The organism is Ruegeria sp. G5, assembly GCF_056533365.1.
Window position 1 is genome coordinate 38,385 of the sequence record NZ_JBQFOK010000005.1, and the last position, 14,676, is coordinate 53,060.

15 protein-coding genes are annotated in these 14,676 nt (G+C 55.1%); 9 read left to right on the top strand and 6 right to left on the bottom strand.

Features of this window, described 5'->3' with window-relative positions; translation table 11 throughout:
• Positions 1–68: 68 nt before the first annotated feature.
• The gene (locus ACR0BD_RS10385) at positions 69–317 is read right to left on the bottom strand and encodes a hypothetical protein (RefSeq protein ID WP_480830257.1); all 249 of its coding nucleotides are present in this window, start codon (positions 315–317) and stop codon (positions 69–71) included.
• A 99-nt stretch (positions 318–416) separates the two neighbouring features.
• Here ACR0BD_RS10385 and ACR0BD_RS10390 point away from each other — a divergent pair, with 99 nt between their 5' ends.
• The gene (locus ACR0BD_RS10390; RefSeq protein WP_480830258.1) at positions 417–1,004 is read left to right on the top strand and encodes a TetR/AcrR family transcriptional regulator; all 588 of its coding nucleotides are present in this window, start codon (positions 417–419) and stop codon (positions 1,002–1,004) included.
• On the opposite strand, the gene ACR0BD_RS10395 is transcribed toward ACR0BD_RS10390, so the two are convergent.
• On the bottom strand, positions 1,005–1,916 hold the full coding sequence (locus ACR0BD_RS10395) for a pirin family protein (protein WP_480830259.1): 912 nt from the start codon (positions 1,914–1,916) through the stop codon (positions 1,005–1,007).
• Positions 1,917–2,074: 158 nt separating this feature from the next.
• Between ACR0BD_RS10395 and ACR0BD_RS10400 the strand changes: the two genes are divergently transcribed.
• Positions 2,075–2,572, top strand: coding sequence for a hypothetical protein (locus ACR0BD_RS10400; protein ID WP_480830260.1), 498 nt, complete (start codon positions 2,075–2,077; stop codon positions 2,570–2,572).
• Here ACR0BD_RS10400 and ACR0BD_RS10405 read toward each other — a convergent pair.
• From ACR0BD_RS10405 to ACR0BD_RS10415, 3 genes are read right to left on the bottom strand one after another with little or no spacing between them, the layout of a single operon-like run.
• Positions 2,532–3,125 carry a TadE/TadG family type IV pilus assembly protein gene (locus ACR0BD_RS10405; protein ID WP_480830261.1) on the bottom strand — a complete coding sequence of 198 codons (594 nt, stop codon included), beginning with the start codon at positions 3,123–3,125 and terminating at the stop codon, positions 2,532–2,534. The genes ACR0BD_RS10400 and ACR0BD_RS10405 overlap by 41 nt on opposite strands.
• 4 nt (positions 3,126–3,129) lie before the next feature.
• Positions 3,130–3,663, bottom strand: a complete 534-nt coding sequence (locus ACR0BD_RS10410) for a TadE/TadG family type IV pilus assembly protein (RefSeq protein WP_480830262.1) — start codon at positions 3,661–3,663, stop codon at positions 3,130–3,132.
• Positions 3,660–5,354 carry a pilus assembly protein TadG-related protein gene (locus ACR0BD_RS10415; RefSeq protein ID WP_480830263.1) on the bottom strand — a complete coding sequence of 565 codons (1,695 nt, stop codon included), beginning with the start codon at positions 5,352–5,354 and terminating at the stop codon, positions 3,660–3,662. Before ACR0BD_RS10415 ends, ACR0BD_RS10410 begins: the two co-directional genes overlap by 4 nt.
• Positions 5,355–5,681: 327 nt before the next feature.
• Here ACR0BD_RS10415 and ACR0BD_RS10420 point away from each other — a divergent pair, with 327 nt between their 5' ends.
• The 4 genes from ACR0BD_RS10420 to rpoD all read left to right on the top strand — a co-directional run bounded on the left by ACR0BD_RS10420 (position 5,682) and on the right by rpoD (position 11,703).
• Complete coding sequence (locus tag ACR0BD_RS10420; protein WP_480830264.1) at positions 5,682–7,112, top strand: Glu/Leu/Phe/Val family dehydrogenase; 1,431 nt, start codon at positions 5,682–5,684, stop codon at positions 7,110–7,112.
• Between the two features lie 146 nt (positions 7,113–7,258).
• Positions 7,259–7,570, top strand: a complete 312-nt coding sequence (locus ACR0BD_RS10425; RefSeq protein WP_480830265.1) for a hypothetical protein — start codon at positions 7,259–7,261, stop codon at positions 7,568–7,570.
• Positions 7,571–7,650: 80 nt separating this feature from the next.
• Positions 7,651–9,600 carry a DNA primase gene (dnaG, locus tag ACR0BD_RS10430; protein WP_480830266.1) on the top strand — a complete coding sequence of 650 codons (1,950 nt, stop codon included), beginning with the start codon at positions 7,651–7,653 and terminating at the stop codon, positions 9,598–9,600.
• A gap of 114 nt (positions 9,601–9,714) precedes the next feature.
• The gene (gene rpoD / locus ACR0BD_RS10435; protein WP_480830267.1) at positions 9,715–11,703 is read left to right on the top strand and encodes an RNA polymerase sigma factor RpoD; all 1,989 of its coding nucleotides are present in this window, start codon (positions 9,715–9,717) and stop codon (positions 11,701–11,703) included.
• Positions 11,704–11,883: 180 nt separating this feature from the next.
• Here the strand turns inward: rpoD and ACR0BD_RS10440 are convergent, their stop codons facing one another.
• A complete protein-coding gene (locus ACR0BD_RS10440; protein ID WP_480830268.1) occupies positions 11,884–12,891 on the bottom strand; it encodes an AraC family transcriptional regulator in 1,008 nt (335 codons plus the stop codon).
• 211 nt (positions 12,892–13,102) lie between these two features.
• Here ACR0BD_RS10440 and ACR0BD_RS10445 point away from each other — a divergent pair, with 211 nt between their 5' ends.
• The 3 genes from ACR0BD_RS10445 (at position 13,103) to ACR0BD_RS10455 (ending at position 14,668) form a co-directional block, all read left to right on the top strand.
• On the top strand, positions 13,103–13,636 hold the full coding sequence (locus ACR0BD_RS10445) for a thiol-disulfide oxidoreductase DCC family protein (RefSeq protein ID WP_480830269.1): 534 nt from the start codon (positions 13,103–13,105) through the stop codon (positions 13,634–13,636).
• Between the two features lie 57 nt (positions 13,637–13,693).
• A complete protein-coding gene (locus ACR0BD_RS10450) occupies positions 13,694–14,179 on the top strand; it encodes a DUF4166 domain-containing protein (RefSeq protein WP_480830270.1) in 486 nt (161 codons plus the stop codon).
• Positions 14,180–14,263: 84 nt separating this feature from the next.
• Positions 14,264–14,668: a hypothetical protein gene (locus tag ACR0BD_RS10455; RefSeq protein ID WP_480697834.1), complete on the top strand. Its 405-nt coding sequence runs from the start codon at positions 14,264–14,266 to the stop codon at positions 14,666–14,668.
• Positions 14,669–14,676 lie beyond the last annotated feature (8 nt).

The window sequence follows — 14,676 nt, forward strand, 5'->3', positions numbered from 1 at the left end:
TGCCTTAGCGGGTTCGGCGCAAGGGTGCAATGCGTCGCGAACCGGTTCGGTTCGAGAAACGCAGGACGTCAGTTGATTTGTTCTTGTTGCAGCTGATCCGCCTTTTTCTGCAGCGCTTCGCGTCGTGCGATCAGGTCTTCCTCGACCTCTGCTGCTTCGTTCACCGGATCAACCGGAGGGCCAAGGTTTTCCTGCAGGGGGATCAGCTTGGGATATCGCGCGGATTTCAGGCTTGTCGGTTCGCTGCCCTCCAGTTCTGGGAAGTCGACGCACCCTGCAAGGGCAAGCATCGCGATCAGGAATGGCAGGGGTTTCATTCGCAGCCCTTTCGATAACACGTGTAACTGTGTTGCATCTTTTCAATCGTTCATTCAAGCGGGGTTCTATCTGAACGAACGTTCAGATACGGTTGCAGAATGGCACGCACACAAGGCTCTCATTCAGACATCACTGGCCCGCGTATCCGCAAAGCCGCGCTGGCTCTTTTCGCACGTCACGGCTATGCCGCTGTTTCCATGCGCCAAATCGCAAGCGAGGTAGGGGTGCAGGCCGGGGCGCTCTATAACTACACGCCCGACAAACAAAGCCTGCTCTACCGGCTAATGCATGATCACATGAAGGACTTGCTTGCCACATACGCAGGGCGAGAAAAACCCAAAAGCCCTGTTGAAGCCCTGCGCCAGTTTGTGGGGTTCCACATCCGGTTCCACCTTGAACGCCCGGATGAGGTGTTCATTGCCTATATGGAACTGCGCAATCTTACACCCGAGAATTTCTCTGAGATTGAAGCACTCCGCCGTGATTATGAGGACTCTCTGGAAGCAATCCTGCAAGCAGGTGAGCGGGCAGGGGTATTCGATATTTCCGATACCAAGATCGCCACGCTGGCCGTAATCGCGATGCTGAACGGTGTTATGACGTGGTACCGCGCGGGCGGACGCCTGTCACTCGATGAGGTGGAACAGGTCTACTGGGATATGGTCCGGCGCGCGGTTACATCCTGATCAATGAGCGGGCCTTATGAAAGTGCCGTTCTGCAGTTCGCGGAAGGCTTGTTCCAGCTCGGCGCGCGTATTCATGACGATGGGGCCGTGCCAGGCGACGGGCTCTTCTATCGGTGCCCCTGAAATCAGCAGGAACCGGACGCCCTCCGGACCGGCTTGAACCGTGATTTCATCACCTGTACCGAAACGCACAAGGGTTCTGTCGCCTGACATGTCGCGTATGTTGACCTCTTGCCCGGCAACCTCTTTCTCCAAAAGAACGCCAGTTGGCTGGGACGCGTCCGCAAACGCAGCTTGCCCCTGAAACACATACGCAAAAGCGCGCCTGTATGTATCTATTCGGAAGGTCTTTTTTACGCCGGCGGGGACTGAGATGTCCAGGTATTGAGGATCAGCCGCGATGCCGTCGACCGGACCTGTCTTCCCCCAGAATTCCCCGACGATAACGCGCACAGTTGTTCCGTCATCATCGGTTACTTCGGGGATGTCCCTGCTCTGCACGTCCTGGTAACGCGGCGAGGTCATTTTCTGATCCGATGGAAGATTTCCCCAAAGTTGGAAGCCGTGCATCTGGCCAACTGCATTTCCCTTGGGCATTTCTTGGTGCAAGATGCCCGAACCTGCTGTCATCCATTGCACGTCACCGGCACCCAGTGTCCCAGTGTTGCCCAGCGAGTCGGAATGCTCAACCGTGCCGGACAATACGTAGGTAATGGTTTCAATCCCACGGTGTGGGTGCCAGGGAAAGCCCGCTTGGTAATCCTGCGGGCGTTCATTCCGAAAGTCGTCGAACAAAAGGAACGGGTCCAGCTCGGACGGATCTTGAAACCCGAATGCGCGATGCAATTTGACCCCGGCACCTTCAAGGGTGGGGACGGATTTTCGTGTTTCCAACGTGGGTCTTAAGGACATGCTGGCCTCCTGTTTTCACGCAGATCATGTAACGCTGGGGCGCTGTGCGTCAATTTGCGGACAGGCACGGCAGGTGTGCGCAAAATTGCAGGTCCGACCCCTCTGTCTTTCACGGTTCAAAGCCGTTACACCCACATGAAAGAAATGAGGGTATGAACATGCAGGAAGAAGTGCTGGCGACTGTAAAGGCATCAACGCCAAGGCGATGGCTTGGGGTCGGAATGCTAGGTGTCGTTGGCGCAATGGTTCTGTATGTCGTCCTGGCCGCACCGCCAGAGCCAGTCTGGCAGGTGTTTCTGCTGGTAGTAGGGGTCGCGTCCTTTTGGCTTGCGCATCGCATGTGGCACGCAACCAATGACAGTATCGAATTGACAAAAACCGAACTGAGAACCGGCCAAGGCCGCTTAATCGCCGAGGTTCAGGACATCGAAATTGTGGATCGCGGTGTCTTTGCCTTCAAACCCTCAAACGGGTTTCTTGTGCGCACGCGAAACAAACAAGCAAATGTTTGGGCCCCAGGCCTTTGGTGGCGGCTAGGCCATCGGGTGGGTATTGGCGGCATGACTGCAGCCGCCGAAACCAAATTTATGTCTGAGATGATTTCTGTTCTTCTCGCTAACAGGTCTGAGGACCAAGGTCGTGAGAAATCTCATTAGTAAAGCGAGGGCGCGTGAACACGAAGTTTCTGAACCTATGGTCGTCAGAGACCCAAGTGCCAACCACCCAATTTGATCCGAAAACCGGCGTATATTCGGTAGATGTCTCAACAATGATCAGCGTGTCCTGATCAGGCATTGGCGGAAGGCTGTCGCGCATCTTGTCGATGTTACAGTTGGTCCACCGTGTCTCATAGCCACCACGGACTGCCGACCATCTGACATAGTGACGATCATCATCGGCGTCGAACACGATCAAAGACATACGAAAGTCGATGTCCGCGCGATTGTTGACCATCGCATCCAACAGTTCGTGCAGAGAATCTACGTAAGTGTTTGTTACAGTGCTTGTTTCGCGCGAAACCAAATCACCGACTGTGTAGGCGGCTTTCAGGTTCGCTGCGCTTTGACGGAAACCGTCGAAGAAAGCGAAAGCTGCCGTTACAGTCCACACGAGCATCGGAAAAATCAGCACGGCTTCGACGGTAAGAAGCCCGCTTTCGTCACGCTTCTTGGTGGCCGCATACTCTCGGATCTTTTTTAAAAGAGACATAGTTTTACGATGGCTCCTGAACAAATGCGGTTGTAGCCGTCAGGGCAATCTGCCCTGTTTCGTCGACCAGGGCGCGTCCCATCGCTGACGTCGGGAAAATCGGATCAACACGGGCGCAAGCACGTAGGATCATCAATTCGTTGGAACGGCCGTTTTGGAAGGTTCGAACAGGGTTCACTTCTTCCGAATTGTCTGTGCAGTCCGGTACATCAGGCAAGTTAATGCCGGTAAATGCACTTTGCTGGATCATCTCGAGCCGCAGGTTGTTTGCACAATCGCGAACGACTGCTGTCTGGGCACAAATCGTATCTTTAATCGTGTCATGGCTGGGGTTCGTGCCAGTACCCAGCCGAATCTCACGAACTGTAATGTCCACGGCTCGCTCAAGCATGGACTGCTGTAGTGTCACCACCGCGTATTCTACCGCACTGAGGATAAAGAACATGAAAGCGGGGAAAATAAGAACAAATTCTACTGTGACGCTTCCACTTTCAGAGCGTCTCAGCTTACGGCAAAATGTACGGAGTAGTTTGATCATTGAGTCAGCCTCAGCTTTTTGATCGAGGATGCGATGGAGGCGAATGCCTCTTCCAAAGAGATACCTTCCGGATCATCGAACTCGTCAACTTCGTAGACGTGGCTATCCGAACTTGCGCAGTTCTTGATCGTCGTTAGGCCTGCATCAGGAGCTTCGAATGCAATGCCGTAGATAATCACGCCCTCTGTCTTGGCGGCGCCACAGATGCTTGTTGTACGGGTGTTTTTGGTAGAAGAGCCAATGTTTATGCGTGGGTTTTGGTACCAGTTAAACACATTGTCATTCTGCCAAAAGTAGTTGTTAGTGGCGTTCCAATACAGCGAAGCTTGGTTGAATAGTTCCGGGAATGTCAGGCGAACGGATGTTCCAACCTCTTCGTTCGTAGCGTCTTCGTTCGGAGGGTTACCAAACGGGTGGTTGGCTACGACAAAACCACCGCCGCTCTGTGCCCCATTTTCAATGCTTTGCTGCATCCAGGCGAAGCGATCCGGGTTGCGGGCAAAACGTACGCTGTACTCGCCAGTCGTGCCGTCGGCGCGCTTGTATTCAGGGTTAAACCAGATTTCGGTTTGGCCAGAACGATATGCATCCTTCAGCATGTACTGAGTTGTGTTTTGTCCGTCTGTCATCACGATTGCAACTTTCAGCACATCAGAGTCGTACGCCTCAGGGCGTTCCCGGAACTTGTCAGGAACGATATTGGCTTTGGCCAGTTCTCCAATTACCGGCTGAAACTTGGGGTCCAGCATACCGACACCCCACTTCATGCCGACGTCAATCGATGTGTTGCCGTTAGCTGTCAACGCGTCGATACGGTCGTGCAGTATTCCGATATTGTCCGTAACGGCAGTGATCTCACTGCCTGCGCGAACAGGGCAAACAGGAAAGCGTGGGAACTGTTCCGCACCATTGGTATATCTGAACGGATCAAACGGAGCGGTGCGATCGTAGGCTATCGCAGGGTCCAACTGTACCTGACTGAATTGCGAAGAAGTGAAGTTCAGACAGTGCGAAAAGCTGTGCTCTGACGAAACGTTGGCAAACTGGTCCAGGATGTCTTCACCGGCGCTGACTTGTGTCGCGTAGGGGACAATAGACATCGAAATCTGGTTTTCGCCGGGTTTGTCGAGCATTAGGGTGACGAATTCCTTAGCGGCCTCTCTTAGGACTTCGATTTTTGTTTTACCTGCTTCTGCAGACGGGTTGTTCATCGAACCCGACATGTCCAGAACCAGCGAGATTTCGACCGCGCCAATAGACTCTTCTGCAGTACTTGCGGCTCTGGCAGTGAGGAAATGTGTTCCCGCAATCCGCATGAAATGTGCACGAACTTCGGCCTCGGCCGTCGCAGACACCGTGCGCGACCCGAAACCCTCTTGGACATTTACAGATTTCAGCTTTCCAGCCAGCCCAGCCTTGACCAGATAGGTCTCGACAACTTCTTTCGGGGGCAGGGTTTGGTCCAAATCTGCAGCGGCCAAAACCGCGCGATCCAGCGTAGATTGAAGGTTGGCGCGGTCTCGCTCGAAGTTCATTACATCAACGCCGAGGCCGGTCGTGGCGAGAATTGCCAGGAAACCCAATAGTACAAATATGGTGAACGAACCGTCTTCGTTACGTGCGAAGAGTTGCCCCAAAGAGCCCTTGTCGTCACATTTTTTGGTGCCGCCGTTTAATACGCGGTTAATCATCTTGCCGACCTCGCTGAACAGTCATCCACTACTGCTAAGGAAAAGTTAACGCTGGAAAATTACCGGCGAAACGTGGCGGTAATTGGGCGAAAAAGCCGCGTATCAGGCTCATTTGCTGTAAATTGGCAGATAATCTAGACCTCGGTCAGTTTCTGTTTTCAGGACGTCGACAATGCACGGGTCTGTGAACAAATGGGCCGACTCACCCAAACGGGGACAGGCTCAACTAGATTTTGAACTTTTATTTCTGCTTAATTATTGATCGTTTACAAAAGGGGTGCGACAAAGCGTCTGAACGCTAATTTTACGTTCGCACGGAGGTTAATAATGACGACCAAAAATGAACCCAGTTTTCGCGAGAGTGTTGATTTAATGTTTAACAGGGCGGCAGCCCTGATGGATTTACCTCCGGGGCTTGAACAGAAGATACGGGTCTGCAACGCGACCTATACCGTGCGCTTTGGCGTTCGCTTGCGCGGGGAAATCCATACGTTCACCGGATATCGCTCAGTTCACTCTGAGCATATGGAGCCCGTGAAAGGCGGTATTCGCTACGCCTTGGCGGTGAATCAGGATGAGGTCGAAGCGCTCGCCGCGCTGATGACGTATAAATGCGCGTTGGTTGAGACACCTTTCGGCGGATCCAAGGGTGGTTTGTGCATCGATCCCAGGAAATACGAAGAACATGAGCTTGAGCAGATCACCCGCCGGTTCGCGTATGAGTTGGCTAAAAGGGACCTGATTAACCCTTCTCAAAACGTACCGGCCCCCGACATGGGAACGGGTGAGCGTGAGATGGCCTGGATGGCTGACCAGTACGCGCGGATGAACACGACCGACATCAACGCGCGGGCCTGCGTGACCGGCAAGCCGTTGAATGCGGGCGGGATTGCCGGTCGGGTCGAAGCAACCGGCCGCGGTATTCAGTATGCCTTGCGGGAGTTCTTCCGGCACCCTGAAGATATCGCCAAGGCAGGTTTGTCCGGCAAGCTGGATGGCAAACGCGTTGTCGTGCAGGGTTTGGGCAACGTGGGCTACCACGCGGCAAAATTCCTGAGCGAGGAAGACGGCAGCCGTATCGTGGGCATCATCGAATGGGACGGTGCGCTGTATAATCCGGAAGGAATTGATGTTGAATCGGTGCGCCAATGGATCGTCAAGCACGGCGGTGTCAGCAACTATCCCGATGCAACCCACTCCGCCGAGGGTGCAGACGTTCTGGAGGCTGATTGCGACATCCTGATCCCGGCTGCTTTGGAAGGCGTGATTAACCTTTCGAATGCGGACCGGATCAAAGCTCCGTTGATCATCGAAGCGGCGAATGGCCCGGTGACGGCTGGTGCTGATGAAATCCTGCGCAAGCGGGGAACCGTGATCATTCCGGACATGTACGCGAATGCCGGCGGTGTGACGGTCTCGTATTTCGAGTGGGTCAAAAACCTCAGCCATATTCGGTTCGGTCGGATGCAACGCCGCCAGGAAGAGGCGCGGCATGAGCTGATCGTAAGCGAGCTGGAGCGTCTGGATCGGTATCTGGGCGATGCGTGGTCGATGTCTCCGGACTTCAAAGCCAAGTATCTTAAGGGCGCGGATGAGCTTGAACTGGTGCGCTCGGGCCTGGATGACACGATGAGGATCGCCTACCAGTCGATGCGTGAGGTCTGGCATGGCCGCGACGATGTCGAAGACCTGCGGACGGCGGCTTATATCGTGGCCATCGACCGGGTCTCGAAAAGCTATCGGGCCAAAGGGCTGTAAGCTTATATCGGGCGACTGGACGTATCTGGTCGCCCGAACTGCTTGCGCTAATTCGCAACACGAAGCCGCGAGGCGTAAAACGGCGATGGCGGGGGCGGTTGCGCGCGGGTAAGCTGTCGCGAAACAAACGATTCCGGGAGACCCCCATGCTGCGCATCGCAATTGCGGCCATCGTCCTGTCCACGCCTCTGGCCGCTCAGGAAACCACTGCTCAGGAAACCAAAGAACAAAGCTGCAAGTTCCAGGCCGATGTGGTCGCTGCCATTCAACAAGCGCGCCTTGATCGGGTGAAAGAGCGTGATGTGGCACAGGCTGTCGCGGAATCGGGGCCAACCTGGCCAGAAAACTACAATGCCGCGATCCCCCTGATCACGCCGTGGGTCTATGAACAAAAGATGCGCGACGTGCGCAAGCAAGACCTCGGAGCCGCGTGGCTTGAGCTGTGCTTGCAGCAATAATCCCCAGACAGGTGATTTCGTTGTGGACAAACGCTTGCCAGTCTCTTGGCGAGCGTTTGCATTTCTGGCAGGTTTGACGAATGTCTTTGCCTCCCGGTTTTCTTGATGAGCTGCGCACCCGGTTAAGCCTGTCACAGGTTGTTGGCCGCAAAGTGATGTGGGATGCACGCAAATCCAATCAGGGCAAGGGTGACATGTGGGCGCCGTGCCCGTTCCACCACGAGAAGACCGCGTCGTTCCACGTGGATGACCAGAAAGGGTTTTACTACTGTTTTGGGTGTCACGCCAAAGGGGATGCCATCAGCTTTGTGAAAGAGACTGAGAACGTCTCGTTCATCGAAGCGGTAGAAATTCTGGCGCGTGAGGCTGGAATGCCTATGCCGCAACGCGACCCGAAGGCGCAGGAAAAGCAGGACCGCCGGGCGCAACTGGCCGAAGTAATGGAGCAGGCTGTTCAGTTCTTCCGGCTTCAGCTGAAAACCGGGGCAGGGGGTGCTGCACGCGATTACCTGACCCGCCGGGGATTGGACGCGCAGGCGCTGGATCGGTGGGAGATCGGATTTGCCCCGGACGGTTGGCAGGCCCTTTGGGATCACTTGACCGGCAAGAACGTGGCTGAGGACCTGATTCTTGGGGCAGGACTGGCTAAACCGTCGAACAAGGGTAAGAAGCCTTACGACACGTTCCGCAATCGTATCATATACCCAATCCGCGATCCGCGCGGACGCTGTATTGCCTTTGGCGGTCGGGCGATGGACCCCAATGACAACGCCAAATACCTGAACTCGCCCGAGACCGAGTTGTTCGACAAGGGCCGCAGCCTTTATAACCACGGCCCTGCGCGGCAGGCGGCGGGGAAGGGGCAGCCGCTCATCGTGGCCGAAGGGTATATGGACGTGATCGCGCTGGCCGAGGCTGGGTTTGGTGCCTCGGTTGCACCGTTGGGCACCGCGATCACCGAGCATCAGTTGCAGCTTCTGTGGCGGATTTCCGATGAGCCGATCATCGCGTTGGATGGCGATACGGCAGGTCTGCGTGCGGCTATGCGCGCGGTTGATCTTGCGTTGCCGCTGTTAGAGGCAGGGAAGTCCCTGCGCTTTGCGCTGATGCCCGAAGGGAAAGATCCCGATGATCTGCTGCGCGCCGAAGGGCCGGGGGCCGTTCAAGCCGTACTTGAAGGCGCGATCCCGATGGTCAAGCTGCTGTGGCAGCGCGAAACCGAAGGCAAGGTTTTCGACAGTCCGGAACGAAAAGCTGCGCTGGACAAGTCGTTGCGAGAAAAGATCAAGCTGATCCGCGACCCGTCGATCCGGTCGCATTACGGGCAAGAGATCAAGGACCTTCGCTGGCAACTCTTCCGTCCGCAACGGCAGCCTCAGGGTCGTCAGTGGCAGCCTCGGGGTAAGTGGCAACCGCCTAAACCGGCGGCAACACCGGGGGCAAGATCGTCCTTTCTGGCTTCGTCCGAGAATGCGGACATTCAATTGCGCGAGGCTGCAATTCTGGCGATCGCCATTCTCAATCCCAAGGTCGTCGTACAATTCGAACATCAGCTGGAAGAGATGGACTGCCACGATCCGGATCACGCGGCGCTGCGACATGCGATCCTGCGCCATGCCATTGATGACCCGGACAACCTGCGAGACCACATCATACAAACTTTGGGACCTGAACCCCTTGAAAACCTGCTGGCCCTTCGCCATGTCGCAGTGATCCCTTGTGTGCATAAACCGGGCGATGTCGAAAAGGCCGAGATGACGCTGGCCGAGGAACTCGCAAAGATCAAAGCTCTCAGGGGGTTGGACGCAGAGATTGCCGAAGCCGCAGAGGAGCTGTCTGATCTGGCAGATGAGGCGCTTACATATCGGTTGGCTCAGGCCGCCGAAGAGCGCAACCGCACAAGCCGTAGCCAGAACGAAGACAGGGCTGTATTCGACGTTGCCGACAATGGTGCGCGAATCAACCGTGACGAGAAGGACGCGTTTGAGGCAATCATGTCCGGGATCAATTTCGAGCGAAAACGCCGGTAAAGTGGTGTTTTCGTAAGGCACTGGAAAAGAAAAACGGGTAAACGGGTGGCCGAATCACTTCTACGCGCTAATGATTCGGTTCAATCGAATCACCCATCCCTGCAGGAGCATTGAATGGCCGCCAAGGATACCAACGAAGACCGCAAATCCGACGAGCAGGAGCAGGAAATCTCGCTGGACATGAGCCAGGCCCAGGTCAAGAAGATGATCGCCGAGGCCCGCGAGAAAGGTTACATCACATATGACCAGTTGAATCAGGTTCTGCCACCTGATCAGGTCAGTTCCGAACAGATCGAAGATGTGATGTCGATGCTGTCCGAAATGGGCATCAACATCATCGAAGATGAAGAGGCCGAAGAAGAAGAAAACAAAGGCTCGACCGAGCTTGTGTCGACCGAAAGCAACCGTGAGGTTGCGCTGGCAGGTGCCGCGACCGAAAAACTGGATCGCACCGATGACCCTGTCCGCATGTATCTGCGCGAGATGGGCAGCGTCGAACTGCTGAGCCGGGAAGGCGAGATTGCCATCGCCAAGCGGATCGAGGCCGGTCGAAACACGATGATTGCCGGTCTGTGCGAAAGCCCGCTGACGTTTCAGGCGATCACGATCTGGCATGACGAACTTCTGTCTGAAGACATCCTGTTGCGCGACGTAATCGATCTGGAGGCCACTTTTGGCAATCAGATGGACGAAGACGGCGATGTGGACGAACCGGTCGTGGATACGTCGAATGTGCAGGCGGCCAAACCAGCCAAGGACGAAGGTCCTGAGTTGGATGCTGACGGCAATCCGCTGAACAATGACGATGACGACGATGATGACGATCAAGCCAACATGTCATTGGCCGCGATGGAAGCGGCGCTGAAAGATCAGGTTCTGACGACGCTGGAGCGTATCTCGACGGACTTCGCGCAACTGAGCGAAATGCAAGACAGCCGGATTTCGGCGACCCTGAACGAAGACGGGACATTTAGCGCGCAAGACGAAGAGACCTATCAGAAACTGCGCGCCGAGATTGTTGAACTGGTGAACGGTCTTCACCTTCACAACAACCGGATCGAGGCTCTGATCGACCAGCTTTATGGCATTAACCGCCGGGTCATGTCCTTGGACAGTTCGATGGTGAAGCTGGCGGATCAGGCGCGGATCAATCGTCGTGAGTTCATTGATGCCTATCGTGGCCGCGAACTTGACCCGAACTGGCTGGCCGATATGGCGGAAAAGCCGGGCCGGGGCTGGCAGATGTTCATCGAACGCTCGACCGCCAAGGTCGAAGAACTGCGCAACGATATGGCTCAGGTCGGGCAATATGTCGGTCTGGACATCCCTGAATTCCGCCGCATCGTGCAGCAGGTTCAAAAGGGTGAGAAAGAGGCGCGGCAGGCCAAGAAAGAAATGGTCGAGGCGAACCTGCGTCTGGTGATCTCGATCGCCAAAAAATACACGAACCGCGGCTTGCAATTCCTTGATCTTATTCAGGAAGGTAACATCGGCCTGATGAAGGCGGTGGACAAGTTCGAATACCGTCGCGGTTACAAGTTCTCGACCTATGCGACATGGTGGATCCGCCAGGCGATCACGCGATCAATCGCGGATCAGGCGCGGACGATCCGTATTCCGGTGCATATGATCGAAACGATCAACAAGCTGGTTCGGACCGGCCGTCAGATGCTGCACGAGATCGGTCGCGAGCCGACGCCAGAGGAATTGGCCGAAAAGCTGCAAATGCCGCTTGAGAAGGTCCGCAAGGTGATGAAAATCGCCAAAGAGCCGATCTCACTGGAAACGCCAATCGGCGACGAGGAAGACAGCCAACTGGGCGATTTCATCGAGGACAAGAATGCCGTGCTGCCTTTGGACAGCGCCATTCAGGAAAACCTTAAAGAAACCACCACCCGCGTTCTGGCCTCGCTCACCCCACGTGAAGAGCGGGTTCTGCGGATGCGTTTTGGCATCGGCATGAACACCGACCACACTCTGGAAGAGGTTGGCCAGCAGTTTAGCGTGACCCGCGAACGGATCCGTCAGATCGAAGCGAAAGCGCTACGAAAACTGAAACATCCCAGCCGGTCGCGCAAGTTGCGGTCGTTCTTGGATCAGTAAGGGAAAGGCGCCTCGACCGAGGCGCCTTTTTTCTTGCGTGTCTGATGTCATGTTTGACACTCAAATTGGCAAAAACTCACAAGAGGCGTGTTCCGTCGTGGCCTATATCCGCGGTGTCCACTCATGGGACGGGCCGGGGCGAGGTCGCATTGGCTGATGACCCCCGGTCTCAGGCCCGTTTCAGAAATCCAACCGGCTGCGAAAGGCGCTGGGGGCTTGCCCGGTCCACCGTTTGAATGCGGTCGAAAACGCCGGTTGATCCGCGTAACCCAAGGAAAACGCAATTTCGGCTAGCGGCATGCCATTTGTTATGAATGTCTGCGCGAGATCGCATCGCAAGTCGTCTACAATCTCGCGATAGCTCGTACCTTCATCTTTCAAGCGGCGCGCAAACGTGCGCGTGCTCAGGCCTAAATTGGCGGCGGCATCATCGGCGTGAATGATTGCCCCGGGCAATGAGCGGGTGATCAAGCCTTCGACTTGGGCCCGTAGCTTTTGCACGGGCTGCCGTCGTTCGGCCAGAACACGATCGCCGTATTCCAGCAGGTGTTGGCGAAGCTTTGGGTCGTAGGTGGGGACCGGCAAATCAAGTGAGGACAACGCTAAAACGATTTCTTGTCGCTCGGCGCCAAAAGTGACGGGAAAGCCTGCAACCTTTTGATAGTGTTTTCGATTTTCGCCAACTTCGTGTTGAAAGCGTATTTCAATCGGGAAAAAGTCGATCTGTGTAAGGTCACGCATACGTGCTAGGCCAGCAAACATCAGGAACTCAGTACGTCGATGATACCGGGCATAGCTTGCGTCTTTCCATTCGGCTTCGATCGCGGCAAAATTTCCGGCAACGCGCAGGCTGAACATCAGGGCAGGGTCAATGATGCCGTGAAACCGCGATGTATTCTCGAGAACTTGTTTGAGATCCCGAGAGTATTTGCTGATGTAGGCCGTCAGGCTTGAAGACGATTTGAAGTCCAGCCCGGCCTCTGCGGCAAAGGTCGCGTCGCCCAAAGCGTCACAAGCATAGCGAACAAACAGAGCCTCTTTCTGAGCGCTATACAGGGCCGCGGGCGTTTGGACGTCGTCACGCGTCAGACCACATTTTTCCAGTACGCGATCCGTGACAGACGTATCCTGCGCCCTGTTGTCGAGCGTTCGTGTGAGAACCTGAAGGCGTGCAATATCGACTTCCATGTCGGTAATCATACTGCGTTGATTTCGTTTTTGCACCCGGCTTGCGTAGTCGGAAATTGATATCTGAATTTCAGAATTGTCAAGATTTCGAATGGGCTTGGCGGAAAGTCACAAGAATAAGTCAGTTCGGAAATCTATCTGTACGGCGTTGTCGGGTCGAACCTTTCGGGGATGAGGTCAGAGCCCAGCCCATAAGTCGAGCAGGTCTGCTGTGGCTCCCCGACACGCTATTCCCAACTCTGGTGCCCATGTCGCATTGCCGGGAAACGGTTGTATTGCGACATTGGCTGGAATCAAAGTGCAGGGAATGCCGGACGTGGCGTTTAGTAAGTTGGCAAATGATCAGGACTTTATCGTTTTTGACGGTGAGTGCGTTCTGTGCAGCCGCTTTTTTCAGTTCATGATCAATCACGACACAGCGCAAAGGTTCAAATTCGCAACCGCGCAGTCCCCTCTTGGGCAAGAACTCTACACTGAACTGGGTCTGCCGACCGACGACTATGAGACTAACTTAGTTGTTGTCCGGGGCAGGGTTTATCGGGAGCTGGATGCTTTCGCTGCCGCGATGCGGGCATTGCCGGGACCTTGGCCGGTATTATCGCTTTGCAGATTCCTGCCCGCGTTTCTCAAAGGCTTTTTGTACCGAGCAATCGCGCGAAACAGATACAACGTTTTTGGCCGGAGCGAAGCTTGTCTGATCCCCGATCAGAAGATTGTCGACCGATTCATGCCCGGTGGGTTTTAGATGATACCGGATGCGTTTTGCGAGTGCTTGCCCAAAGATGCGCAACTGCCTCCTGCATTGGCACGTCTGCACGGCGATGTCGGGTGGTATGTCGGGCAGTGTGATGTGAAGCGCGGTAAAGGGTGGTTGAAGGAGCTGGCTTTGTGGCTTGGGCGCTTTCCACTCAATGGGCAGCGGGTGCGCGTGGAGTTAATTGTTTCGCAGGCTGGGCACGACCGTATCTGGATCAGGCATTTTGCTGATCATGTCACACGCTCACGCATTTCCTACGACAGCAAATCCCACTGCGTGCACGAGCGTATGGGGTGGCTGCGCTTATGGATGAAGCCGGTGTTTTCAGAGGGGCGCCTCTCGATTGAAATTGTACATCTGGCGGTTTTAGGACTGCCATGTCCAAAGGTATTGCTGCCCAGATCATCGACGGTCGAGTGGCAGGATGAGCAGGGAAAATTTCGCTTTGATGTCTCTGCAGATATGCCGTTTTTGGGGCGTTTGATCCGATATCACGGGTGGCTAACACCCGATCACGCCAACCCGTTTTAGGGCTGAATTGATCGTGAACCGCCTTTGCTGGTCATTCGGCTATACTATTTTCAATCGTACCTCGTAACAGGAAAGAGTATGATTATGAAACAGGTTATCACTTACGCCGCACTAGCTGCGGTCGTACTGAGCACACCGGTCACGGCGGGTGGCTTTGCTCGGTTCAACTATCAAACCGTACCGGTCAGTAACAGCGTGTTCGAAGTAATCCCAAGAGGCCGCACCGCTGTCGAAGGCTATTGGTGCGCGGCGGCTGACTATGCCCGCAGAACGTTGGGTTTGGGTTGGCAACAACCGATTTACGTGGCACGCGGGTATGGACCAAGCGAGGCAACTGGACGCAAGACAGCCGTGCAGTTCTCGACCACGCCACCGGCAGGTGTTAGTCTTGACACCAAGACCGTATCCATTGGTTTTGTACCCGGCCAAAGCAGATCGGTGCAAAGCGCAAACGGACTGTGCTTCCGGACGCAAATTGATGATGACTAAAGGGGCGT